Annotated in this window: 22 protein-coding genes; all 22 read right to left on the reverse strand. The window is 60.1% G+C overall.

The features are described 5' to 3' along the window. Window positions 1-90: 90 nt before the first annotated feature. Window positions 91-1,563, reverse strand: a complete 1,473-nt coding sequence (locus tag RS887_RS03245; protein ID WP_322614356.1) for a sigma-54 dependent transcriptional regulator — start codon at window positions 1,561-1,563, stop codon at window positions 91-93. Window positions 1,564-1,735: 172 nt separating this feature from the next. After that, window positions 1,736-2,032 carry a hypothetical protein gene (locus RS887_RS03250; protein ID WP_015096255.1) on the reverse strand — a complete coding sequence of 99 codons (297 nt, stop codon included), beginning with the start codon at window positions 2,030-2,032 and terminating at the stop codon, window positions 1,736-1,738. 10 nt (window positions 2,033-2,042) lie between these two features. Continuing rightward, window positions 2,043-2,438 (reverse strand): flagellar export chaperone FliS, encoded by a 396-nt coding sequence (fliS, locus tag RS887_RS03255; RefSeq protein ID WP_111280499.1) that lies wholly within the window; start codon window positions 2,436-2,438, stop codon window positions 2,043-2,045. Between the two features lie 129 nt (window positions 2,439-2,567). Beyond that, the gene (gene fliD / locus RS887_RS03260) at window positions 2,568-4,004 is read right to left on the reverse strand and encodes a flagellar filament capping protein FliD (protein WP_322614357.1); all 1,437 of its coding nucleotides are present in this window, start codon (window positions 4,002-4,004) and stop codon (window positions 2,568-2,570) included. An 82-nt stretch (window positions 4,005-4,086) separates the two neighbouring features. Next, window positions 4,087-4,440 (reverse strand): flagellar protein FlaG, encoded by a 354-nt coding sequence (locus tag RS887_RS03265; RefSeq protein WP_322614358.1) that lies wholly within the window; start codon window positions 4,438-4,440, stop codon window positions 4,087-4,089. A 72-nt stretch (window positions 4,441-4,512) separates the two neighbouring features. Further along, entirely contained in the window at window positions 4,513-5,364 is an 852-nt protein-coding gene (locus tag RS887_RS03270; protein WP_111280493.1) for a flagellin domain-containing protein, read from the reverse strand. 242 nt (window positions 5,365-5,606) lie between these two features. Then, window positions 5,607-5,873 carry a hypothetical protein gene (locus RS887_RS03275; RefSeq protein ID WP_322614359.1) on the reverse strand — a complete coding sequence of 89 codons (267 nt, stop codon included), beginning with the start codon at window positions 5,871-5,873 and terminating at the stop codon, window positions 5,607-5,609. Continuing rightward, window positions 5,870-7,162, reverse strand: a complete 1,293-nt coding sequence (locus RS887_RS03280) for a motility associated factor glycosyltransferase family protein (protein ID WP_322614360.1) — start codon at window positions 7,160-7,162, stop codon at window positions 5,870-5,872. The genes RS887_RS03275 and RS887_RS03280 overlap by 4 nt, the downstream gene beginning before the upstream one ends. A 91-nt stretch (window positions 7,163-7,253) precedes the next feature. Further along, window positions 7,254-8,180: a ketoacyl-ACP synthase III gene (locus RS887_RS03285; RefSeq protein ID WP_322614361.1), complete on the reverse strand. Its 927-nt coding sequence runs from the start codon at window positions 8,178-8,180 to the stop codon at window positions 7,254-7,256. 226 nt (window positions 8,181-8,406) lie between these two features. Further along, complete coding sequence (gene pseI / locus RS887_RS03290; RefSeq protein ID WP_322614362.1) at window positions 8,407-9,459, reverse strand: pseudaminic acid synthase; 1,053 nt, start codon at window positions 9,457-9,459, stop codon at window positions 8,407-8,409. Beyond that, window positions 9,452-10,957, reverse strand: a complete 1,506-nt coding sequence (gene pseG, locus RS887_RS03295; RefSeq protein WP_322614363.1) for a UDP-2,4-diacetamido-2,4,6-trideoxy-beta-L-altropyranose hydrolase — start codon at window positions 10,955-10,957, stop codon at window positions 9,452-9,454. Before pseG ends, pseI begins: the two co-directional genes overlap by 8 nt. Beyond that, window positions 10,954-11,661, reverse strand: coding sequence for a pseudaminic acid cytidylyltransferase (gene pseF / locus RS887_RS03300; protein WP_322614364.1), 708 nt, complete (start codon window positions 11,659-11,661; stop codon window positions 10,954-10,956). Before pseF ends, pseG begins: the two co-directional genes overlap by 4 nt. After that, the gene (locus tag RS887_RS03305) at window positions 11,658-12,278 is read right to left on the reverse strand and encodes a pseudaminic acid biosynthesis-associated methylase (RefSeq protein WP_322614365.1); all 621 of its coding nucleotides are present in this window, start codon (window positions 12,276-12,278) and stop codon (window positions 11,658-11,660) included. Before RS887_RS03305 ends, pseF begins: the two co-directional genes overlap by 4 nt. Continuing rightward, the gene (pseC, locus tag RS887_RS03310) at window positions 12,278-13,468 is read right to left on the reverse strand and encodes a UDP-4-amino-4,6-dideoxy-N-acetyl-beta-L-altrosamine transaminase (protein ID WP_322614366.1); all 1,191 of its coding nucleotides are present in this window, start codon (window positions 13,466-13,468) and stop codon (window positions 12,278-12,280) included. Before pseC ends, RS887_RS03305 begins: the two co-directional genes overlap by 1 nt. Before the next feature lie 134 nt (window positions 13,469-13,602). Then, on the reverse strand, window positions 13,603-16,527 hold the full coding sequence (locus tag RS887_RS03315) for a TIGR00180 family glycosyltransferase (protein WP_322614367.1): 2,925 nt from the start codon (window positions 16,525-16,527) through the stop codon (window positions 13,603-13,605). Between the two features lie 52 nt (window positions 16,528-16,579). Further along, window positions 16,580-17,308 (reverse strand): cephalosporin hydroxylase family protein, encoded by a 729-nt coding sequence (locus RS887_RS03320; RefSeq protein ID WP_322614368.1) that lies wholly within the window; start codon window positions 17,306-17,308, stop codon window positions 16,580-16,582. Between the two features lie 30 nt (window positions 17,309-17,338). Next, the gene (locus RS887_RS03325) at window positions 17,339-18,004 is read right to left on the reverse strand and encodes an acetyltransferase (protein ID WP_322614369.1); all 666 of its coding nucleotides are present in this window, start codon (window positions 18,002-18,004) and stop codon (window positions 17,339-17,341) included. After that, window positions 18,001-19,122, reverse strand: a complete 1,122-nt coding sequence (locus RS887_RS03330) for a DegT/DnrJ/EryC1/StrS family aminotransferase (RefSeq protein WP_322614370.1) — start codon at window positions 19,120-19,122, stop codon at window positions 18,001-18,003. Before RS887_RS03330 ends, RS887_RS03325 begins: the two co-directional genes overlap by 4 nt. Next, a complete protein-coding gene (locus RS887_RS03335) occupies window positions 19,119-20,345 on the reverse strand; it encodes a class I SAM-dependent methyltransferase (protein WP_322614371.1) in 1,227 nt (408 codons plus the stop codon). Before RS887_RS03335 ends, RS887_RS03330 begins: the two co-directional genes overlap by 4 nt. Then, the gene (locus tag RS887_RS03340; protein ID WP_322614372.1) at window positions 20,342-20,902 is read right to left on the reverse strand and encodes a dTDP-4-dehydrorhamnose 3,5-epimerase; all 561 of its coding nucleotides are present in this window, start codon (window positions 20,900-20,902) and stop codon (window positions 20,342-20,344) included. Before RS887_RS03340 ends, RS887_RS03335 begins: the two co-directional genes overlap by 4 nt. Further along, a complete protein-coding gene (gene rfbG / locus RS887_RS03345) occupies window positions 20,899-21,981 on the reverse strand; it encodes a CDP-glucose 4,6-dehydratase (protein ID WP_322614373.1) in 1,083 nt (360 codons plus the stop codon). The genes RS887_RS03340 and rfbG overlap by 4 nt, the downstream gene beginning before the upstream one ends. Next, entirely contained in the window at window positions 21,963-22,736 is a 774-nt protein-coding gene (gene rfbF, locus RS887_RS03350; protein WP_111280463.1) for a glucose-1-phosphate cytidylyltransferase, read from the reverse strand. The genes rfbG and rfbF overlap by 19 nt, the downstream gene beginning before the upstream one ends. Window positions 22,737-22,937: the final 201 nt, after the last annotated feature.

Here is a 22,937-nt window from a genome sequence, read left to right on the forward strand (position 1 = left end):
ACCGTCAGTGAAACGGAACGTTGCGAGGGACGTAGCAATACCCGTGCCTAAAAAAAACTTCTTGTAAATGAATGGGTTGAAAAACAGGCGTCAATCATCTGCCTGTTCGTCTCCATCACGACGGCTCATGCCGTACTTGCGCATCTTTTCCACCAGCGTGGTACGACGAATACGCAGCCGCTCGGCCGCGCGCGCCACAATGCCATTGGCATCATCCAGCGCCTGCTGAATCAACCCTTGCTCCAGACCGCCGAGGTAGTCCTTCAGGTCCAGGCCCTCGGGAGGCAACATGGCGTTGGCGGTGAAGTCCGGCGTATGACCATTGATGGCCACGCGCTCTTCCAGATCGCTGCGCAGGCTGTCGACCATCTGCTCGTCTTCATCGTCGACGTAGCGGAACTTCTTCGGCAACTCGGCCACACCGATCACGCCGTACGGATGCATGATCGCCATGCGCTCCACCAGGTTGGCCAGCTCGCGGACGTTACCCGGCCAGCCATGCCGGCACAGCGACATGATCGCCGCCGAGTTGAAACGGATCGAACCGCGCTTCTCGTGCTCCATGCGCGAGATCAGCTCGTTCATCAGCAACGGAATGTCTTCGACGCGCTCGCGCAGCGCCATCTCGATCGGGAACACATTCAGGCGGTAGTACAAGTCTTCGCGGAAGGTGCCGATCTCGATCATGCTTTCGAGATTCTTGTGGGTCGCTGCAATGATGCGCACGTCGACGCTCTGGGTCTTGTTGCTGCCCACACGCTCGAAGGTGCGCTCCTGCAATACGCGCAGCAACTTGACCTGCATCGGCAGCGGCATGTCGCCGATTTCATCGAGGAACAGGGTGCCACCATTGGCCAGTTCAAATCGACCGGCGCGGCTGGTGATCGCCCCGGTGAAGGCGCCCTTCTCATGACCGAACAATTCGCTTTCCAGCAACTCGGCCGGGATCGCCCCGCAGTTGACCGGCACGAACGGCGCTTCGCGGCGCTTGGAATGGTAATGCAGGTTGCGCGCAACCACTTCCTTGCCGGTGCCGGACTCACCGAGGATCAGCACGCTGGCATCGGTATCGGCGACTTGCTGCATCATCTGACGGACGTGTTGAATCGCCCGGCTGGTGCCGACAAGGCTGCGGAAAAGATTAGGTTCGCGATGACGACCGCGCTCGCGGGCCTGGTCGTACATCTCGCGATAGACCTGGGCACGGTGCAGCGAATCGAGCAACTTGCTGTAGCTGGGTGGCATTTCGAGGGTCGAAAGCACTCGGCGACGCTGGTCTTCCGGCAGGTCAATGGAAGAATTATCGCCCATTAACAAAACCGGAAGGAACTCATCCCAGGTCGAGAGTGTCTTAAGCAAGCCCAGAAGTGCACCAGGAGCATTGACCGTCCCGATGAGGACACAGATTACTTCACGACTTGACGACAATGAGCCGACAGCCTGCTGCCAGTCATGGCTACCGCAGGGTAAATTTTCTTCGCCGAGAAAATTCAAGATCACCGCCAGGTCGCGGCGGCGGACGCTATCGTCATCGATCAGCAGAATTTTGGTTTCACGCCACATGCAATAGCAACTTCCCTAGTCAACTCAATGCCCAAAATGCTGGGGCAAGCTAGACGCTTGCAGACACGTTGTGCCTGAAGACGACTGAAATCTGGAACCAGCCACTAGTTAAGTCAAAAAAACGTGCACAGTCAAATTTATGGCGCACATGTCTGGATTAACTTGAGGTTAACTAACCAAACAGATGGTAAACCTTTGCCGCGTTCCGCGCTTGCTGGATCTGAGACATTTCATCGACTATCGCCTGCCTCTCCCCCATCGCCACCTCAAGCAGCTGCTTGTAGACATACAGCAACTCCTCAAGATTGCTGCGCAGAACTTCTTCATCCAGCGAAGCCTCGCTCAAGACGTCTTCCATGCACGAACGGCAATCCAGGTCCAATTGACCGATGGCCTCCCAGTCGCGCTCGGCCAAGGCACCGACCAGCGCTTCACGGGTTTGTTCTATTCGCTGCAATACAAGACTCATGGCGATCTCCCTAGAACTGCGGACCTGGCTCAGCAATGCCGTCCCAGCCTTCTTTCACCGTGCGAAGCAGCCCCGCAACCTCATCGAGAATCTTCGGGTCGCTGCTGATGTTCGCCTCGGCCAGGCGCTTCATCATATAGATGTAAAGACTGTCGAGCTCGCCCACGGCATCGGCGCAATTTTCAAGATCCAGGCCTTCACGCAAGCCACCGATGATGCCAATCGCCTTGCTGATCGACACACACTTGCCGGGAATGTCCTTGCGTTCCAGGGCGCCTTTGGCCTGAGCGATACGGTCCAGGCCACCTTCCATGAGCATTTGCACCAAACGATGCGGACTCGCTTCGGACGTCTGGGCGTGCGCGCCCACTTTCTGATACTGCCGAAGGGCTAACATTGGATTCATGTTCTACCTCATTACCACAATGACTCGTATGAGCAGTGTATCGTCCACAAACCAGAAAACTTTAGAGCAAAAGACAAAAACCCGGCACACGCGAAAATGCGTAGCCGGGTTTTTGTCGTCAGCTCATGACTAGCTGTTGGACTTCTGGGCGTTCAAGGACGTGAAGAACGAAGTGATGCTAGTCGCCGTCGCTTTCATTTGCCCGACCAGAAGGTCCATTGCGTTGTATTTGGCGGTCAGCGTCTTGGTCATGTTCGCGACACGCAAGTCCAATGCCGACTGCTGATTCGAAAGATTCTTGCTCACGCTCTGCAGGTTGCTATTGCGCTGATCGAGCAAGCCACCGGCCTGCACATAAGGCTTGATTGCAGTGCCCATGCGCGCCAGCAGGCCGTTGGTCGCGTTGGTTCCGCTGAACAACTGCTGCACCTGGCCACTCATACCGCCGGTGGACATCGTCTTGTTGAACGCCGTCGTGTCGAACGCCAGGTTGCCGGTTTTCTCGTTTGTCATCACGCCGATCTGCGACAGCACCGCCAATGGACCGCCCGCCCCGGGAGCCGTCAGCACGCTGCGGATATCGGAAATCAGCGTGCGCGACATCGAGTCACCGGTAAACGCCGCCTGAACCGTCAGGTTGCCATCGGCATCCGCTGTCGCCTTGGTCAGGGAATTGATGGTGTTCATCAGGGTGTTGTAGGAATCGACGAACGACTGGATCGATGTTTGCAAACCGGTGGTGTTGGTCGCCACGGTGACGGTCGCAGCAGCCGGCGGTGTACCCGGGCTCGCGGACGTCAGGTTCAGGGTCAGGCCACTGACGGCGCCGGTAACCGTATTGCTCTTGCTGGTCACTGCCAGACCATCGATGGTCAGCGACGCATCCACCGCCACCCCGTTGACCGCCCCCGAACTGGAAGCAGAAGGGTTGGCACCCATCGGTTGCGTACCGTCGATTGCAAGGCCGGCGATACCGCTGACCACAAGGTCGGAACCCGCGCCGGTCTTGCTGGAACTGATCACCAGTCGCGACGCACCGCTGCTGTCGGTCACGATGTTGGCAGAAATACCATTACTCGCCTGCGCAGAGTTGATGGCATCCCGAGTGCTCTGCAAGGTCGCATTGGCTGGAATCGTGACATCGTAATCAGTGCCATTCTGACTGATTTTCAGAGTACCACTCGGAATGGCACTGGCGGCACCGCCGGCAAAAGAAGCACTGGCTACTTTCGAGCTGGTGGCCAGGTTGTTCACAACAACGCTGTAGGAACCGGCAACTGCGGTGTTGTCGGAGGTTGCACCCAGAATCGACGGGGTACCCGAAGTGGCGGTAAAGCCCGCAAACGCAGGATTGGTATTGCTACCGAGATTGGTCAGCGCCGTCTGAAAGGCCGTCAATGCGCTTTTCAAGGAACCGACACCGGAAATCTTCAGCGTGTTGGTTTTGGTCTGGGTATCGATCTGCGTCTGCTTCGCCGATTTGTCGGCGTTGACCAGCGCAGTGACGATATCACCGATATTCAGGCCAGAGCCTAAGCCCGAACCCGGTAAAATTGGACTTGCCATTTTGCGTCTCCCTTCAGGTTGCTGCCACTCTTTTGACCAATACCTGCGCCAAAGAACGTACAGACACGATTCATGCCAGCTATCAAACCTTAGCGTCGAACAATACGTGGCTCGCATTGCTCAGGCTTTCTGCCAGCTTGAGGGCCTCTGCGGAGGGGATCTGTCGCACGACTTCGCCCGTTTCGCTTGCAATCACCTTGACGACGACCTTTCCGGATTGCTCGTCTATCGAGAACTCCAGATTGCGCTTGATCGACTGCACAAATTTTTCGATCTGCTGCACCGCGTGCTTCAGGTGAGTGTCATCCGCATCCAGCTTCTTGTCCGCCGCTGGAGTCACGCTGGCGGCTTCAGGCTTTTCCGGCGCTTTATCCGAGACAGTGCTCGCTGGCTGGGGAGCCGGATAAGACACGCCAAGCTTTACGCTCATCTCCATGCCCATCACCTCTTAACGTAAAAAGCGAGAGAGCGTGACAAGCACACTCCCCCGCTCAAACTCATTCCGAAATTACTGAAGCAGCTTCAGTACAGCGGAAGGCAGTTGGTTGGCCTGGGCCAGAACCGAGGTGGAAGCCTGTTGCAGGGTTTGCTGCTTGGTCAGGTTCGCGGTTTCTGCGGCGAAGTCGGTGTCTTGTACACGGCCTTGTGCAGCAGTGGTGTTTTCCACGATGTTCTGCAGGTTGGAGATGGTGCTGGTCAGACGGTTCTGCGAAGCACCCAGGTTTGCGCGGGTGGCGTTGATCGATGCCAGAGCAGCGTCGATCGCGGTGATCGCGTTGTCGATGTTGGCAGACAGGGTAGCGGAAGTCGCACCGGTCAGAACAACAGTACCGCTGCCTACGGACAGGGATACGGCGTCGAACTTGGAGCTCAGCACCAGGTCGATGCGGTTGGCCGAGCCAGTGTTGGCGCCAACTTGCAGTTGCATGGTACCAGCCGTACCGTCCAGCAGGTTTTTGCCGTTCAGGTTGGTGGAAGCAGAGATACGAGTGATCTCGTCAGACATCTGAGCGAATTCGGAGTTGGTAGCGGTCTGGTCAGCAGTGCTGTTGGTACCGTTACGTGCTTTAACAGCCAGTTCACGCATACGCTGCAGAATGTCGGTCGAAGCTTGCAGAGCGCCTTCAGCGGTCTGGGCAACGGAGATACCGTCGTTGGCGTTCTGGATTGCCTGGGTACCACCACGGATCTGTGCAGCCATGCGGGTTGCGATCTGCAGGCCGGCGGCGTCGTCCTTGGCGCTGTTGATTTTCAGGCCGGAAGACAGGCGCTGCATCGAGGTCGAAAGTGCATCGGTAGCACGGTTCAGGTTTTTCTGAACGCCCAGCGACGTGGTGTTGGTATTTACAGTTAAAGCCATGACGAATTCCTCGTTGGTTGGGTACTGCGGCTTCCGGCCCTGGCAACCGCCGGGTATGGCCTAGAGAACCTTCGTAATAGTTATCGTCGGGTTGGCAGGTTGCTTGAGGGCTTTTTTGAAAAAAAATGCCATCACCCTGCCACCCCCGAGAAAACAAGGGCTTAGCGCCCCTCAACCGCGAAAAAATGACGCCATAAAACTGTCCAACCCACAAACGCCCGTGCCAAAGCTGTTGCTGCCCCTCAGGCCGGCATGTTTTCGAGCAATTCGATCAACTCATATTCCATGAAGTCGGCAAGCCCCAGCCAATCCTGGCGCTCCTGACAGGCCAGCATTTGCCTGAGCATCAAGGCCCAGGCCTGCTGAACATCCTGAGGTGCCTGTGCAAACAGCCGTTGCGTCTCATCGAACAGATCAACCATGTTCAAAGCCGCTTCGACATCACGCCCCAGGCGAAACAGTCCTGCGCACTGCCGGTACTCATCGATGCCTTTCACTTCAAGCTTCATTGCACGAAATCCTGATTGAATTGCGTACCGGCAATCATTGCCCCTGCCCGACTGCTGTTGAAGAACTGCACCTCGGGATGCCTGGCGATGTAACGCTCGAGCTCGCACAGGTAACTGCGGAAATTCAATTGCGTCTTGACCTTCTGTCCATGTCCATCGTGCACCCAGTGCCTGGCCTGGTTCACTGGCGGGCCCAGGTCACCATCATTCCAACCGGTATGGGTCCTGTTCATCGGGAAGGAAAAATCCGCACCGAAAAGCGTGATGCGCTGCGCGCCCATCTTCACTGCCAGATCGACTGCCGGGTGGATCACGCTACCACTGACGTAGAGCTGCGCACGCGGGTGTAGCTCACGCAATGCGGCGTAGATCGGGCTGGAGGAATAACCGCCATACCGCTTGCCGCTCCAGGCCTTCAGCATCTGTGGATCGCTCAAAGGCAAGTACACCAGCGGAATGCCTTCGGAGTCCTCGCCCGGCAAGTGCAGCGCACTGATGCGCTGATCGATGCTCACCACCAGGTCAGGTTTGATTCCGTGCTCGCGAAGGGGCCTGTAGGCGGTATCCACACTGATGAACAGGGGACGCGGCGTTTGATTGCGCACGGCTGCAAGGCGCTCGAAGTTGCCTTCAAGGCTGGGCCCTGTGCCGATCACATAGATCTCACGCTCGGAACACGTGCCAAACAGCTGTGCCACATCATCATCGGCAAGCAGCACTTCGAGTGTGTCCTGCAAGCGCTGCTGAATGACGGGAGACTGCGGGTCGAATTCTCGATTGTTGAAACTCAGGTGCACTTCGCTGACCAGGCGATCACGGATCTTCGCACTGAAGTCATCCGCCAGCAGCATTTCGGCCGGCAACGCAAAAAACGGGGTGCAGATGTCCGACAGATCGCCGGCATACAGCAGTTGCACGCGCGGATCGCTCAGCCATTGGCGTTGATCGATCAGTTGCAGCACCAGTGCGAAAAGCGCGCCGTTGAGAATATGGACATAGAGCTTTTCAAGCCCCGCGCGCTCCAGCAAGACCGAAGGCAAATCGCCGAAACCGGTGCCGTAAACGTGCAGCAACGGCTTGTCTGGCGCCAGGCTGGCGGCCTGCAAACGGGCCTCACCCAAGCGATCATGGCGGCTGGTGAGCTGGATGCCACCCACACACAACGTCGAGTCCCGCCCCTCGATCAGTTCGACCTCGATGGCCAGGCGATCTTCCGTTTTCAATCGCGCATACAGCGACGGCCAGCGCCGCTGGATAACTTGAGCATTGTCTTCAAAGCATTCGCTCATGCTACCTCGCATTCCTTACAAGCAAAAAAGCGCTCAAGGTTAACCCTTGAGCGCTTTTTTGTACCGGCCTTTTTTATTAAAAGACTTTCATTCAAGGACGATAGATGATCGCCGAACCCCATGACAGCCCCACTCCGAAACCGCTGAGCGCAACGCGCTTCCATTCGGAATCGAGAATATGCTTTTCCAGCAGCAATGGAATGCTCGACGACACCGTGTTACCGGTCTCGACCATGTCCTTGATGAACTTCTGCGGGCATTCTTCGAAGCGCCGCGCGACCGCATCGACAATCGCCGCGCTGCCCTGGTGAATGCAGAACGCGTCGATGTCGTCGGCCCTCAGTTGCGACTCGCCCAGCAACTCATGCAAATGTGCCGGCACCTTGAGCAGTGCGAAGTTGAAGACCTGGCGGCCGTTCATGAAGAACACGCCGTCAGTGACTTTCAAATGTGGAGCGCCGGAACCGTCGGTGCCGAACTTGGCCTTGCCCAGTGCCCAGGTCGGATTTTCACCCATCCAGGTCGCGGTGGCGGCATCGCCGAACAGCATGGTGGTGTTACGGTCTTCCGGGTCGACGATCTTCGAATACGGGTCGGCCGTGATCAGCAGGCCGTTCTTCAGGCCAGCGGCCTCCATGAAGCCCTTGATCGCATAGATGCCGTAGACGTAACCGGAACAGCCCAGGGAAATATCGAACGCGGCGACGTTGGTCGGCAGGCCGAGCTTGTCCTGCACGATGGCTGCGGTATGCGGCAGGCCTTCTTCGTCACCGTTCTGGGTGACGACAATCAACGCATCGATGGATTCACGTTTCAGATCAGGGTTGCTGGCAAACAGCGCATTGGCCGCTTCAACGCACAGATCGGAGGTTTCCTGATCCACGCCTTTGCGCGGCAGGAAAGCCGAACCGATCTTGCCCAGGATGAACTCTTCATCCTTCTCGAATTTTGCACCTTGTGCGTAATTGTCCACGCCGGCTACAGGAACGTAGCTCGCAATGCTTTTTATGCCAATCATTACGGCTTCCCAATAATAAACAGCCCAATACCACCACTCGCAAGGAATCGAGGGGCGCCGACAAACCTGGATTACCGTCACACCAAGGCGACGGCCGGGAAGCATAGAGGGCTATCACTGAACCCGATAAAGGGTCAGGCGCCATCTTCCCGGTCAATACAATACAGTGAAGATGCCCGTTATGACTCGCAGGTCACGCATTTTGCCGAATCAGCGCCGCTTGGGGTTATTCGACCAACGACCAGTCCAGCGGTGTTCCACGCTTGATGGCCTGACGGGCACGGCGTCCCAGGAGGCTTTGCGCATGCTTGGGCGCCAGCCCGAGTCCCGGACGGATGGTTCTCAGATTTGTCCCTTCGAAGGGCTCACCGGCCTCCATATCCTGGGCAACATACAACGACCGACGGTACACCAGGGATGGGCGCTCAGCCTCGGTGACGCCGTAATGCACTTGCCCCATGGCCTGCCAGGCGCGTTCGGTTTCAATCACCAGGCTGACCAGCTCAGAAGGCTCCAGCGAGAAGCTGGCGTCGACGCCACCGGCCGCACGCTCGAGGGTGAAATGCTTTTCTACCACCGTCGCACCCAGTGCCACCGCCGCCACGGACACACCGACGCCCATGGAGTGATCGGACAACCCCACCTGACAATCAAACAACTCGCGCAGATGAGGAATCGTCCTCAGGTTGCTGTTCGCCGGTGAAGCCGGATAGGTGCTGGTGCATTTGAGCAGCACCAGATCCTTGCACCCGGCCTCGCGGGCGGCGCGCACGGTTTCATCGAGTTCGGCGATGCTGGCCATGCCGGTGGAAATGATCAGCGGCTTGCCCGTCGCGGCGACCCGGCGTATCAGCGGCAGGTCGGTGTTTTCGAAACTGGCGATCTTGTAGGCCGGCACGTCAAGGCTTTCGAGAAAGTCCACGGCACTCTCATCGAAGGGCGTGGAGAACGCCAGCAGGCCCAGTTCCCGGGCGCGAGCGAAAATCGGCGCGTGCCATTCCCAGGGCGTGTGGGCCTTTTCATACAAGGCGTACAGCGAAGTACCGGCCCATAGGCTGTTGGGGTCCTTGATGAAGAACTCGCCTTCGGCCAGGTCCAGGGTCATGGTGTCCGCGGTGTAGGTCTGCAGCTTCAACGCATGGGCACCGGCCCTGGCCGCGGCCTCGACAATTTGCAGCGCGATGTCCAGGGACTGGTTATGGTTGCCGCTCATCTCGGCAATGATGAAGGGTGGCGCATCGGCACCGATCAGGCGCTCGCCGATCTTGAAGCTAGTCATCTGCGTGATCCTTCAATACGCGCGTGAACGCGCAGGCATTCTGGGTAAAACCGGCTTCGCGAAAGACGTTCAACGACGGCTGGTTAGCGGGCAGCACCTGAGCGGTGAGCGACTCCAGTTCTGGCCAGTGGGCCTTCACGAAGGCTTCTCCACGGGCCAGCAGCGCCCTGCCCCACCCCAGGCCGAACCGGCCTTCGAACAGATAAATCGACACCTCGGCGCTAAAGCCACGCCTGTCATAACGCAGCACACCGACCGGACCGTCATCAGCCTCGGCAATCAACAACAGCCGCCGGGGATTGCTCAGGCTCGCGGTCAGCCAGTTCTGATGCGCAGGCCATTCGATCACGCCGGTCTCCAACGACCAGCGGCGCACCGCCTCGGTGTTGCGCCCGTCGAACAACAGCTGCGCATCATCCAGGGTCGCCGGGCGCATTTTCAGCACCGCGCCGGCCAGCGCAGCCGCCACCCGCTGCGCCCCCCGGCCATCGACAAGTTGCCGCGACTGCTGTGCCAGGCTCTGGCGCAACCCCTGGTTACCGGAGACAAAACCGATGGCCAGGCGCAGTTGCTCGACACTGACGTGCTCACGGGCGCCCATGAACACATGGGCGCCCGCCGCCGCCATGACCTCGCCATTGGCCTGCTGGTTATTCGACACGGCAATGCAAATCGTCGGCAGCCCCATGGCCGCCCGCTCCCAACTGGTGCCGCCACCCGCCCCGACAAACAGGTCGGCTTCGGTCATTAATCGATAAAATTCGCTGACAAAACTGTGCAGGCGCCAATGCGGCCGACTCGCCGCCAACGCCTGCATCTGCGCCCGGGCCGGATTATCCGCACCGGCGACAAAGTCGACTTCCAGTTCAGCAAAATCCGCCAGCGCCAGCATCGCATGATGGGTCTGCATGGCAGCGTCGAACCCGCCGAAATTCACCAGCACACGCCGGGCCCGGGGCTTGATTTCGATGGCCGGGCAACGGAACTCGTCGCGCAACATGGCAAACCGGGGACCGAACAATGTCCGGCAGCCTGGCGCCAGCAGCGACGCATAAGCCTCTGGCGTACCCGAGAGATTCTGGTTCAGCAGCAAATCGGCGCTGTAGGTGCGCGTGGCGAGGTCATCCACCACGGCGATCCGTGGCGCCCAGCGTCGCGCGGCCGTCTGCCAGTGATGATCGAGGCCGTAGTGGTCGACAATGATCCAGTCAAACGCCGGCTGGTGTTCCAGCAATGGCTCGAGCGCGGCGATGTCTGCCTGCCATGGCAGCATGGATTCGATGGCTTGTTGCGGGTCTTCATCACTGTAGCGCTCGGGCAGTTCGAAGGTTTCGAAACCTTCGGCCCGCAGTGCCTCCAGTCGATGCCCCGGCAACAGGCGACAGGCGAACGCCACATGACTGCCCTGCCGGCGCAATACGCGGGCCAGGCACAGGCAGCGCGCGATGTGGCCGCTGCCGATGGTTGGCGAGGCGTCAGAGCGAATCAGCACTCTCATTGCAGCTCACCTCCGGCTTTCAGCGCAGCATACAGGTACTCCGCGCGTTTCCAGTCCTGCGGCGTGTCGATGTCCTGCACCAGATGACGCGGCAGGATGACCGGCAGGCTGTACGGTGAATACAGCACCTCGCCACGCAGCCAGGCATCGCTGCGGCCCCAGTAGAACTGCCCGGCGTCCTGATAGGCGATCGACAGATCCTGGGAGCGGGTATCACGATACTGCGGATACAACGCGGTCAATGCGCCCTGATCATCAAGGGTCAGGGCTCGCTGAACCGGGAAACCGAAGTCGCACACCGAGAATGCGAAAGACTTGTCGGGATGCTGCTCCAGCAGGCTCAGCCCCTGGACGAGAAATCGCGATTGCAACAACGGCGCGGTCGCGTAGATGCAACAGGCGCGAGCAAACTCGTCGCCTTGTTCACGCAAGGCGTGCAGGGCATGGGCGATCACCGCTGCGGTACCCGTGAAGTCGTCGGCCAGTGCCGCCGGGCGCATGAAGGGCACCTGAGCGCCACAGTCCCGCGCCAGCCCGGCGATTTCCTCGTCGTCGGTACTGACCACCACCCGGGAAAACAACCTGGACTCCAGGGCGACCTGAATCGAGCGGGCAATCATCGGCACACCGGCGAACGGCTTGAGGTTCTTGCGGGGTATGCGTTTGCTGCCACCGCGGGCCGGGATGATGGCGACGTTGTTCAACGGCGTTTTTCCAGGACAAACCAGGTGATGTCATCCACCGGGAATTGCGGATCGCGGTGGTAGCCAAAACCGTAATCGAGCAGTTGCAGGTCGTCATAGCGATCAAGCATTTCACCGGCGAAATCGCGCTTGAACAACTTGCCGCTGTTGCCGCGATACGGGACCTCGACCGGTGCCGGGTTGTAGTACTCGGCGATCAGTATGTAGCGCTGGCTCAACTCATACAGTTGCGCGTAAGCGGCCGGCAGCAACTCCGACGCCAGGTGAATCAGTACGCCTTTGCTCAGCGTCAGGTCGAAGGTGCGTTCGCGAGGAAAATCGAACAGCGAACCCTGCCAGATGTGTGCAATACCCAGCGCCTGGGCAGCGGCACAGGCGCTGGCATTGATTTCCACGCCGAACAACTCGCAACGGGGCAACAACTGACGCAGTGCCTGCAGGTTGTTGCCGGCATTGGTGCCCAGTTCCACCAGGTTGTCGATGCGCCCGACCCGTGTCAGTGCCTTGGCAAACAACGCCAGGTTCGCGGCCACCAGCGGCTGCCCGACATTGCGATCAACGTACTGGTTGCCGAATTCGCCCTGCCAGAAAGTTTCCTGCTCGGTCAGTTCACGCATCACACATTTCCCACCCGCCGCAATGGCTGGATTATTTCGATCAACTGCCGCATCTGCTCGACCACATAGTCCTGTTCCTCATTACTGAGCAACGGATACAACGGCAGGCTGATGGCTTCGGCGTAGTAACGTTCGGCCTGCGGAAAATCACCTTCGGCGAACCCGAGATCACGATAATATGGCTGCAAATGCACGGGAATGTAATGCAGGTTCACCCCGATCCCCGCGGCCCGCAACCCCTCGAACACCTCACGATGAGTGAGACTGATCTGATCGAGTTGCAGCCGCACCACATACAGATGCCATGACGACTCGGCCTCAGGCTGCGCACCGGGCAGGGTCAGCGGCAGATACGCCAGCAAGCGCTCATAACGCGCCGCCAGTTCACGCCGCCGCTCGATGAACTCATCCAGTTTGTTCAACTGCGACAAACCAAGGGCCGCTTGCAGGTCGGTGATGCGGTAATTGAACCCCAACTCCACCTGTTCGTAGTACCAGGGGCCGTGGCTGGGTCCGGTCATTTGCTGCGGATCCCGGGTCATGCCGTGGCTGCGCAAGCGCTGCAAACGCTCGGCGAGTTCCGGGCTGTTGGTCATCACCATACCGCCCTCGGCACTGGTGATGATCTTCACCGGATGAAAACTGAACACGGTCATCGCGGCAAACTCGCCGCAACCCACCGGGCGCCCGGCGTAGGACGCACCAGCGGCATGGGCCGCGTCTTCGATCACCGTAATGCCGTATCGCCTGGCCAGCATGGCAATCCTGCGCATGTCGCAGCTCTGCCCCGAGAACGCCACGGCCACGAGCACCTTCGGCAGCCTGCCTTCACGCTCGGCGCGCTCCAGCTTGACGGCCAGCGCAGCGGCGTCGAGGTTCCAGGTCAGCGGGTCGATATCGACAAAGTCCACCTCGGCACCGCAATAGCGACCACAGTTTGCCGAGGCGAGAAAGGTGTTCGGTGTCGTCCACAGCCAATCGCCCGGGCCGAGCCCCGCCGCCAGGCAAGCGATGTGCAGGGCCGCCGTGGCATTGCACACCGCCACGGCAAAACCGGCCTCGCAACGTTCGACCATCGCTCGCTCAAAGCGCTCGATGGTCGGCCCCTGGGTCAGCCAGTCAGACTGCAATACACCGACCACGGCGTCGATGTCCGCCTGATCAAGGCTTTGCCGAGCGTATGGAATCATGCTGGTAACCAGGCATGGGCAAGCTTGTCCGGCAAGCGACGGACGAAATGACGCCCGAACGAGCCGGTACCGCCTGAGATGAAAATCGATTTTCCGTTGAACATGCCTTGAATCCTTATACCTGTCCGCCGGGCCTACCCGAGCAACTGCGCCCAGTTCACCGAAGCACTTTCGCCCAGGGCGAAACCTTTGCCGCTCAAGGCCAGATTGGCGTTATAGGCCTGATCCTGCGCAAAGGCTGCCGCCCACTTGTCACGCAGCGCATCGAGGGCCTGCGGCACCTGTGGCACTTCACCCGAATGAATGACCTGGACCAGCGGCGTCCACACGGTGAGGTAACCGGCCTGACCGGCCCTGAGGCACAGATCGACATCGCTCAAGCCATCGGCGAAGGTCACGCTGTCCAGGCCGTCCAGGTCATCGAACAACGCTTTACGCACCATCAGGCACGCCTTCGACACCGCCGAGTAGTTCTGCTCCAGCGCCAACCGGTGCAGGTAACCTTCGGCGTCGTGTTTTTCACCGACGAAGGCTGAGCCCACACCGCCGTTCATGCCAAGAATCAGGCCGGCCTGGGTGACCTTGCCGTTGCGGTCGATCAACTTGGGACCGACCACGCCGACTTCCGGACGCTGGGCGTGATTGAGCAGCGACTCTAGCCAGTTCGGGTTGACCACTTCACTGTCGGCGGCCAACAGCACCAGGTACTCGCCCTGCGCCTGCTGGCTGGCGGCGTTGTACAACGCTGCGTCGCTCAGGGTCTGGTCGGCACGCAGCACGCTGACTTTCGGATGCTGGTAGGTGCCCAGCCAATCGTTGACCTCGGCCGACTGATGCGGGTTGAGCGCGATCAGCACTTCGTACTGGATATAGCGGGTACGCAGCAACACGGCTTGCAGGCACTGTTGCAGCGCCGAAAGATTGTCTCCGGCCGGTACGATGATCGACACCAGCGGACGCTCGGTGTGGCGGTAATCGATCTGCCAGGTGCCAGGCAGCGTCGAAGTGATCTTGGCCTTGTAGCCACGATTGCCCAGATGGCGCAACAACGCCAGGCGCTCATCGGCGTTTTCTTCCAGTACCGGCGCCCGGGCAATCACCAGCGGCTCATCCAGGTGGGCCAGCCCATTGAGGCCGCCCTGCTCGATGATGCGCAGCAGCAAGTCGAATTCCAGGGCCTTGCTGAAGTCAGGCTGGTAGCCGCCGACTTCGATGAACACTTCCCGACGGATCAACCAGTGACGCGCCATCAGGGCCGGCAGGCTTTGCAGCAAATCAAGATTGAAACCAGGGCGGAACACGTCCACCAGTGCGCCTTCCGAGGTGCGCTGGATTTCGTCGGTGGCGACGGCGCGGCACTCGGCAGCAGACAGCAGCTCCAGGCTGGCCCGCAACAGGCCACCGGCGGTGAATTCGTCACCGGCTTCAGCCAGCAGCAACCAATCGCAGCTCGACTGACGAGCACTCTGGTTCAGTTTGTCGACGTAGTTGCCTGGCGTGACCCGGACAAAGTGCAGGGTGTTCTGCGCCGTGGTCGCCGCCGGTGCTTCACCGGTGGTGAAGACCACAATCCTGAACGCCTTGCTGTGCCCCTCGAGCAGACTGTCGAGGCTGACTTGCAGCTTGTCGATATCGTTATCCAGATCCAGCAGGAAGATCCCGAACTGCGGGCCACCGTCGTTAGCCGCCAGGTGCCGGGCGATCGACTCAGCCTCGAGTGCATCGGGCTGACGCGGTGCAAGCCACTTGAGCAAACGACCGGACAGCATCTTGTCGAACGTCGCGCGATTGCCCTCGACCGACACCGCCTCAAGACGTGCAGCCCAGTCGCTCAGGGTCTGCGCCTCTTCGTCTTCGCCCAGCAGTTCCAGTTGAGCCACCAGACGCTTGACCACCACGCGGTTGAAGACGTTGCTGTCGTGGGCTTGCCACAAACGGTCGACCACACTTTCCGGCGTGTCATTGTTACGCGCCAGCATCAGGCTCTGCTGACGGGTCCAGATGCCTTCCAGGCCTTGCAACTGAACGCGACCGGCCGGCATGGCGTGCAACAGGAACTCGAACTGGGTCAACTGATCGAAGAACGCCTGGTTGTAGAACGGCATTTCGACGTACTGCTTGGGGCCGAAACGGCGCACGGGGCCTGTCTCGACGCTCGTCCAGGCGGACTCGATAATCAGCTCGGTGGTCAGTGCGCGACCGGTGCGCAAACTATCGGCCAAGGCTTCAAAGCTTTGCAGCGCGAATTGCTTGCCTTGCTCCGGGTCTTCACCTTGAACCTGAGTCGGCAGCCCGAAGAGGAAAGCGGCAAAGGTTTCACGCTCGGCGACCGTCTTCGCATCGGTATGCGCCAGCGTGTGGAAGATCTCGGTGTTGTGATCCGAGTACCCGTAGTTCATCTCACGCACGACATACGGGATCGGCAGAATCCGCGCCTTGCCCCGTGCCAGCATGTAATAGGTGTGACCGATTTCCTGCCACTGGAAGGACGTATCCTGAGGCATGACCTGATACCAGTCACGAACCAGGTCGGTGCGCTGTACGGCATAGAAAGGCGGGAGGTACTGGTGCATGTAGTCGAGCACACGCTCCTCGGCGTGCTCGGAGCAGTAGTCTTCGCAGACCTTCTTGTCACGCCGCAAGTAGCTGACGCTGTTGGCTTGCGACAGGTACATCATGCTGTAACCGTGGCACAGGCCGTAATCGGGATTGTCCTGCATGAATGCCACGGCTGCGCGCAAGGCGTCGTGCACATGGAAGTCATCGTCGGCGGCGAACACCATAAACGGTGTGGTCACTTGTTCCACGCCATGCGCCAGCTTGGCACGAACCCCCCAGTAGCCAAACTGCGGGACATGCCGGTAATCCACATTTTCAAACTGCCCGGCCAGGCCTGGCTGACCCTCAGTCGAAGAATCCAGCACCAGAATCCTGCAAGGCAAGTCGCTGTAGAAACGTGCCGCCCGACGCAAGAATGCCGGCCGCTCGTGAGACATCAGCACCACGGTCAACTGTTCGTTGAGTGCCAACCCGTGTTCAGAATTATTCTTGCCTTGCATACATTTCCCCACAACGGCGAATCGCCGAAAAAACCCAACGATGTCTTGTCGATTACCGCACGCGACGCAGATAGCCATCCGGCGCGACGGTGATCAGCAGCTTGCTGTGAATGGCCTGGTCGATTTCAAAATCACGGTTTTCTTCCAGGTAAGCCCATACCGCGGTCTTCGGGTTGTCGCCCTTGCCCCACGGGCGGTCCGGGAAGGCGTCTTCCGGCATGTCTTCAACCACGGTATCCATCACCACGCAGTAGCTGCCCACAGAGGTCATCGGAGCATAGGCCCGCAGCTCTTCCAGAACGTGCTCGTGGGTGTGGTTGGAGTCCAGGACCACCAGCACTTTCTTGCCTTCGACGTGCTGGCGAACCTGATCGACGATCGCAGGGTCAATGCTCGACCCCTGGATCATCCGGATCCGCTTGCTCATCGGATGCGCTTCGATTGCCTCACGGTTGTGCTGGCGGATATCGATGTCGACGCCCAGCACTTCGCCATGGCCGATCAGCTCCAGCATCGAGGCGTAAAACACCAGCGAGCCGCCGTGGGCGATACCCGTCTCGACGATGATGTCCGGCCGCAGCGCCCAGATGATCTCCTGCATGGCGACCATGTCCTGGGGGAACTGAATGATCGGGCGGCCCATCCAGCTGAAGTTGTAGGTGTACTTGTGCCTGGCGGTCGTGCCAACCCAGTCCAGCGACGTGGCTTGCAACGCTTTGTCCTGCTGCAGGCCTTCGATGTTCTCTTTTACTTCTTCACGAAACTGCTCATGAGGATTCATTACAGACTCTCCGGAAATTAGTCGCGGGGGTTACTTGAGAACCCGACCGTCTTGAAAGGAAGCAGGATTGGTCTTGATGGTCCTGGCGGGATTGCCCGCCACAACCGCATAGTCTGGAACGTCCCTGGTCACCACGGCGCCTGCACCGATGGTGACCCAACGGCCGATGCGCAATCGCGGCAGGATCGTCGCGTTGGTGCCGATGAAGGTGCCGTCGCCGATCTCGACACAACCGGCAATGCAGACACCCGGCGCCATGAACACCGAATGACCGATCTGCCCCTCATGCCCCACCACGCTGCCGGCACTGATACTGGTGTTATCGCCCAGGCTGACTTGCGCCTGCATGATCACGCCCTCTTGCAGATACGTGCCGACGCCCATCGTGATCATCGTCAGATCGATGCCCGGGTGGATGAAGTTGCCCAGGGTGCCACCGGCCTCGACGATCTCGCAGGTGGTGCGGTAACGCAGCGCCGTGGTGCCGGTGATCAAATTGACAAAGCGTGTGTCGGGGCCTTTCAGCTCGGCTACCTTGTCGGTGCCACCCACCACCGGCACGCCATAAAACAGCGTGCCTTGCTTCGCCGGATCGTTATCGAGAAAGGCGAACTGCACGTCCGGCTGGCTGCGTTGCAGGGTGAGGATCATCCGTACCGCTTCAGGATTGGCCGCCCCCAGCAGGTAAACCTTCATAGCCGGGTCCTTTTGAGTACCAGCGCGCGCAGCACCTCGATGACCCGGCGCTGATCGTCGTCGGTCATGTCGTGGTAGCTCGGCAGATTGATCGCGCGCTCCGGCAGCGAATGCGCCACGGGCGAGTCGGCCGTCAGTTCGCTGAACATCGGCAAGGACGACAGCGGCCAGAAAAACACCCGCGCATCGATATCGGCGGCCTGGAAAGCGGCGATCAACATGTCCCGTGTGATCCCCAGTTTGCGGTCAAAGACCACGGTGGGCATCCAGTAACCGTTACGCGAATGGTCCGGTTCGGGGTTCATGGACAGGCCCGGCAAGGAAGCCAGGGCGTCGGCGTAGTGGGCGAAGATCGCTCGCTTGCGCTGGATAAGCTCGTCGATCCGCTCAACCTGCGCGCAACCGACGGCGGCTTGCAGGTTGCTCATCTTGTATTTGAAACCGAGGAAGTCCGGCCAGAACTGTTTGCTGCTGCCCGCCACCCGGCCATGGTTGGACAGGGTCAGTACGCGCTCATACAGGGCCTTGTCCGACGTCACGAAGATGCCGCCTTCGCCGGTGGTCATGGTCTTGGTGCCGTGAAAGGAAAACGCGCCGAACGCGCCCAGCGAACCAGCCGCCTGACCGCGCCACTGCGAGCCGATCGCCTCGGCTGCGTCTTCGATGACCGGCAGGCCAAACTCACGACCGATGGCCAGCAACGCATCCATGTCGCAGAGATTGCCGTAGAGGTGCACCGCCAGAATCGCCTTGGTTCGCGGGGTAATCGCCCGTCGAACCTGCTGCGGGTCGAGGCACCAGCTGTCCGCCAGCACGTCGACGAACACCGGCGTCGCACCCAGATAGGTGATGGGCGCAGCCGAGGCAATCCAGTTGGTATCGGCAAGGATCACCTCATCGCCGGCACCGATGCCCAGCGCCGCCATCCCCATGTGCAGCGCGCCGGTGCAGCTGGACGTTGCAATCGCGTACGTCGCACCCACGTGCCCGGCAAAGGACTTTTCGAACCGCGTCAGGTACTCGTAGCAACGCTCTCCCCAACCATGGCGCACGGCATCGAGTACATAGTCAGCTTCCAGCTCACCGACACTGGGCTTGGTGTAATGAATTCGGCTCATCGAATGATCAACTCGGGAATGGCAATGACAAAACGACCGTCCCATGCACGAATGCCGGCAAAGGCCTGGGTGATCTCATCCCGCAGGTTCCACGGCAGCACCAGCACGTAGTCCGGTTTTTCGATGTCGATCTGTACGGGCGACACAATCGGAATGCGGCTACCAGGCAGGTACTTGCCTTGTTTGTGCGGGTTGGCATCGGCGACCCAGGCGAGCAGATCCGGCTTGACCCCGGCGTAGTTGAGCAGGGTGTTGCCCTTGGCGGCGGCACCGTAGCCAACCACCCGCTTGCCATCGGCCCTGGCCTGCAACAAAAAGCGCAGCAGGTCATGCTTGATGCGCTCGGCGGCGGGTGCCAGGGTCGCGTAGTACTCCGGGGTTTTCACTCCGGCGGCGAGTTCGGCCTGTAGCTGTTGCTGAACCGCCGGTTGCACTTCGCGACGCTCACCATCCAGGCGCTGGACGAACACCCGCAACGAACCGCCGTGGGTCGAGAGCTGACTGACATCGAATACTTGCAGACCATTGCGCTCGCACAACGTCTGCACAGCGGTCAGCGACAGGTAGGAATAATGCTCGTGGTACAGCGTGTCGAACTGCTGGCCGGCCATCAGGGTCAGCAACTGCGGGAACTCGAAAGTCGCCACACCGGTCGGCTTGAGCAACGTCGCGAAACCGCCGAGGAAATCGTTGATGTCCGGGACGTGGGCCAACACGTTGTTGGCGGCCATCAGGTCGGCGCCCCAGCCTTCGCTTTTCAATTGCGCGGCGGTGTCGCGACCGAAAAACAGCTCACGAATCTCCAGGCCTTTTTCCCGCGCCGCTTGCGCGGTGCTGCGGGTCGGCTCGACGCCCAGACAATGGATGCCGCGCCTGGCCACGTACTGCAGCAGGTAACCGTCGTTGGCCGCGACTTCCACCACGCGGCTGTCGGCGCTCAGGCCGAAGCGCTCGACCATCTCGGCCACATAACGCTCGGCATGGGCCAACCAGGTGCTGGAGAACGAACTGAAATAGGCGTACTCGGCATCGAACAGGCTGTCGGCGCGGGTGTAATCCTCGGTTTGCACCAGCCAGCATTGCTGGCACACGGCAACCTTCAACGGCACCCATTGTTCGGCCTGCTCCAACTGGTCGACACGCACGTAGGCGTTGGACGGCGGCGCGGTGCCCAGGTCGATCAGCGGCAAGGTCAGCGCAGCGGCGCAACCACGGCAGTTCATAGACGCACTCCGGCGAAGTGTTCATCGAGCGCTGGATGGCTGGCATCGCGCACCGACAGATTATTGACAGGCAGCGGCCAGGCAATGGCCAGCCGTGGATCGAGTACCGACAACCCGCCTTCGTGTTCCGGCGTGTAGTCGTTGCTGTGCAGGTAAAGCAGCTCGGCGTCGGCACTCAGGGTCTGGAAGCCATGGGCGAACCCGGCCGGAATCAACAGGCTGCAGCCATCACCGGCACGCAGGTGTTCGGCATGCCAGTGCAGGAAGGTCGCGGAGTCGGGACGCAAATCCACCGCGACATCCCAGACTTCACCGCGCAAGCAAGTGATCAACTTGGCTTCCGGGGCACAGGCATTCTGGTAATGCAGGCCACGCACGCTGCCGCGTTCGCGGGTGCAGGAGTGATTGATCTGGCGGATATGAAACGCCTGGCCAAATGCACTGAGGCTGCCTTCGCAAAACAACCGGGAGAAGTGCCCCCGCTCGTCCTCGAAACGTTTGTGCTGCACGCTGAACAAACCGTTCAACGGCAACGCCTTCAACAGAAATTCACTCACAGTGCGCCTCGGTACAGGTTCAATTGCGCCAGGCTGATGGCGCGCATGTCATCGCCGTTCTGCCACGCCAGATGCCAATCCAGGGTCTGGGTCAGGCACTGCTGCAACGACCAGCGCGGTTGCCAGCCGAGCAATTGACGGGCGCGGCTGCTGTCCAGGCGCAACAGGCCGGCCTCATGCATATCGCTCGGTTCGATGCGCAGCCCGCGTGCCTGCGGCCATCGGCTGGCGAGCAGTTCAACCACTTCACCGACACTGCACATGTCCGCTTCACCGGGACCGAAATTCCACGCCCCGGCGAATTCCGGGCCTTGCTCAAACAGGCCGGCAGCCAGTTGCAGATAGCCGGCCAGCGGTTCCAGCGCGTGTTGCCATGGGCGCACCGCCTGCGGATAGCGCAAGGTCACCGGCTCATCCGCCGACCACGCCCGCAGCACGTCGGGAATCAACCGCTCCGGGGCAAAATCGCCGCCTCCAAGCACGTTGCCGGCGCGCGCCGTGGCCAACGCCAGACCATGCTCGGCGTGCTTTTCAGGCGCAAAGAACGAGGCGGCATAGGACTGCGCGAGCAATTCGCAGCAAGCCTTGCTGCTGCTGTAGGGATCGTGACCGCCCAACGCTTCGTTTTCGCGGTACGGCCACAGCCACTCCTGATTGGCGTAGACCTTATCAGTGGTCACCAGCACGCAGGCGCGCACGCCGCCGACCTGACGGATCGCCTCGAGCAGGTTGAGGGTGCCCATGACGTTGATGGAGTACGTGCCCAACGGGTCGCGATAACCTTCGCGCACCAGCGGCTGGGCCGCCAGGTGCAGGACGATTTCCGGCTGGGTCTCGGCGATCAGTTCCAGCAAGGCCCCCAGGTCACGCAGGTCACCGCGCTGATCATTGATGCCTTCGTGAACGCGGGCCAGTTGGAACAGGCTCGGCTCGGTGGACGGATCGAGGGAAAACCCGCTGACCTCGGCACCCAGGCTTTGCAGCCACAACGTCAGCCAACTGCCCTTGAACCCGGTGTGGCCGGTGACCAGCACCCGCTTGCCGCGCCAGAATTGCGGGCTCAGCCCCATTGCTTCCATGGGGCCTCCCCACTCTGCCACAACGCCTCGAGGTGGTTCTTGTCACGCAGGGTGTCCATCGGCTGCCAGAAACCGTCGTGCTGGAACGCCATGAGCTCGCCGCGCTCGGCCAGGCCATCCAACGGGCCGGATTCCCACGAGGTGTCGTCGCCTTCGATCAACGGCAGGACCTTGGGCGAGAGGACGAAGAACCCGCCATTGATCCAGCCACCGTCGCCACGAGGCTTTTCGGTGAAACCCAGGACGGTGTCGCCATCGCGATTGAGCGCGCCGTAGCGGCCGGGTGGTTGTACCGCGGTGACGGTCGCCAGTTTTCCGTGCTTGAGATGGAAATCAACCAGCGCACCGATGTTGAGGTCCGACACGCCGTCGCCATAGGTGAAGCAGAACGCCTGTTCGTCTTCGAGGTAGCGGCGGGCACGGCGCAAACGGCCGCCGGTCATGGTCTCTTCACCGGTGTCGATCAGCGTGACGCGCCATGGCTCGCTGTAGTTCTGGTGAACATCCATGCGGTTGTTGCGCATGTCGAACGTGACGTCGGAGGTGTGCAGGAAATAGTTGGCGAAGAAGTCCTTGATCGCATAGCCCTTGTAGCCAAGGCAGATCACGAAATCGTGAATTCCATGAGCGGAATACTGTTTCATGATGTGCCAGAGAATTGGCTTGCCGCCGACCTCGATCATCGGCTTGGGCTTGAGGTGCGACTCCTCGCTGATCCGCGTACCCAGGCCACCCGCCAAAATAACTGCCTTCATCCCTTTCCCTCTTGTTCGTCACAGGGCTCAGCCAAGCTGTATCAAGCTTTTGCGGGCCATCCGGGTTAAACCTGCCGCCGTTCAGGGCACATCCGGACTCACCGGAAGTGCTCGTTTTATGGCGATATAAGGGGGACTTGCAGGAAACGCGCCAGCTCTTTCAATCCGCTATCGGGGAAAGCGCAGCGGGCAACTTCAACG

Origin of the sequence: Pseudomonas sp. BIC9C (assembly GCF_034541995.1) — a bacterium.
GTDB classification, from domain to species: Bacteria; Pseudomonadota; Gammaproteobacteria; order Pseudomonadales; family Pseudomonadaceae; genus Aquipseudomonas; species Aquipseudomonas fluorescens_CC.

Bases quoted from the DNA above. Each gene is read 5' to 3' on its own strand.
- RS887_RS03245 (WP_322614356.1), bottom strand. From the start codon at position 1,563: ATGTGGCGTGAAACCAAAATTCTGCTGATCGATGACGATAGCGTCCGC.
- RS887_RS03250 (WP_015096255.1), bottom strand. From the start codon at position 2,032: ATGAGTCTTGTATTGCAGCGAATAGAACAAACCCGTGAAGCGCTGGTC.
- fliS (WP_111280499.1), bottom strand. From the start codon at position 2,438: ATGAATCCAATGTTAGCCCTTCGGCAGTATCAGAAAGTGGGCGCGCAC.
- fliD (WP_322614357.1), bottom strand. From the start codon at position 4,004: ATGGCAAGTCCAATTTTACCGGGTTCGGGCTTAGGCTCTGGCCTGAAT.
- RS887_RS03265 (WP_322614358.1), bottom strand. From the start codon at position 4,440: ATGGAGATGAGCGTAAAGCTTGGCGTGTCTTATCCGGCTCCCCAGCCA.
- RS887_RS03270 (WP_111280493.1), bottom strand. From the start codon at position 5,364: ATGGCTTTAACTGTAAATACCAACACCACGTCGCTGGGCGTTCAGAAA.
- RS887_RS03275 (WP_322614359.1), bottom strand. From the start codon at position 5,873: ATGAAGCTTGAAGTGAAAGGCATCGATGAGTACCGGCAGTGCGCAGGA.
- RS887_RS03280 (WP_322614360.1), bottom strand. From the start codon at position 7,162: ATGAGCGAATGCTTTGAAGACAATGCTCAAGTTATCCAGCGGCGCTGG.
- RS887_RS03285 (WP_322614361.1), bottom strand. From the start codon at position 8,180: ATGATTGGCATAAAAAGCATTGCGAGCTACGTTCCTGTAGCCGGCGTG.
- pseI (WP_322614362.1), bottom strand. From the start codon at position 9,459: ATGACTAGCTTCAAGATCGGCGAGCGCCTGATCGGTGCCGATGCGCCA.
- pseG (WP_322614363.1), bottom strand. From the start codon at position 10,957: ATGAGAGTGCTGATTCGCTCTGACGCCTCGCCAACCATCGGCAGCGGC.
- RS887_RS03305 (WP_322614365.1), bottom strand. From the start codon at position 12,278: ATGCGTGAACTGACCGAGCAGGAAACTTTCTGGCAGGGCGAATTCGGC.
- pseC (WP_322614366.1), bottom strand. From the start codon at position 13,468: ATGATTCCATACGCTCGGCAAAGCCTTGATCAGGCGGACATCGACGCC.
- RS887_RS03315 (WP_322614367.1), bottom strand. From the start codon at position 16,527: ATGCAAGGCAAGAATAATTCTGAACACGGGTTGGCACTCAACGAACAG.
- RS887_RS03320 (WP_322614368.1), bottom strand. From the start codon at position 17,308: ATGAATCCTCATGAGCAGTTTCGTGAAGAAGTAAAAGAGAACATCGAA.
- RS887_RS03325 (WP_322614369.1), bottom strand. From the start codon at position 18,004: ATGAAGGTTTACCTGCTGGGGGCGGCCAATCCTGAAGCGGTACGGATG.
- RS887_RS03330 (WP_322614370.1), bottom strand. From the start codon at position 19,122: ATGAGCCGAATTCATTACACCAAGCCCAGTGTCGGTGAGCTGGAAGCT.
- RS887_RS03335 (WP_322614371.1), bottom strand. From the start codon at position 20,345: ATGAACTGCCGTGGTTGCGCCGCTGCGCTGACCTTGCCGCTGATCGAC.
- rfbG (WP_322614373.1), bottom strand. From the start codon at position 21,981: ATGGAAGCAATGGGGCTGAGCCCGCAATTCTGGCGCGGCAAGCGGGTG.
- rfbF (WP_111280463.1), bottom strand. From the start codon at position 22,736: ATGAAGGCAGTTATTTTGGCGGGTGGCCTGGGTACGCGGATCAGCGAG.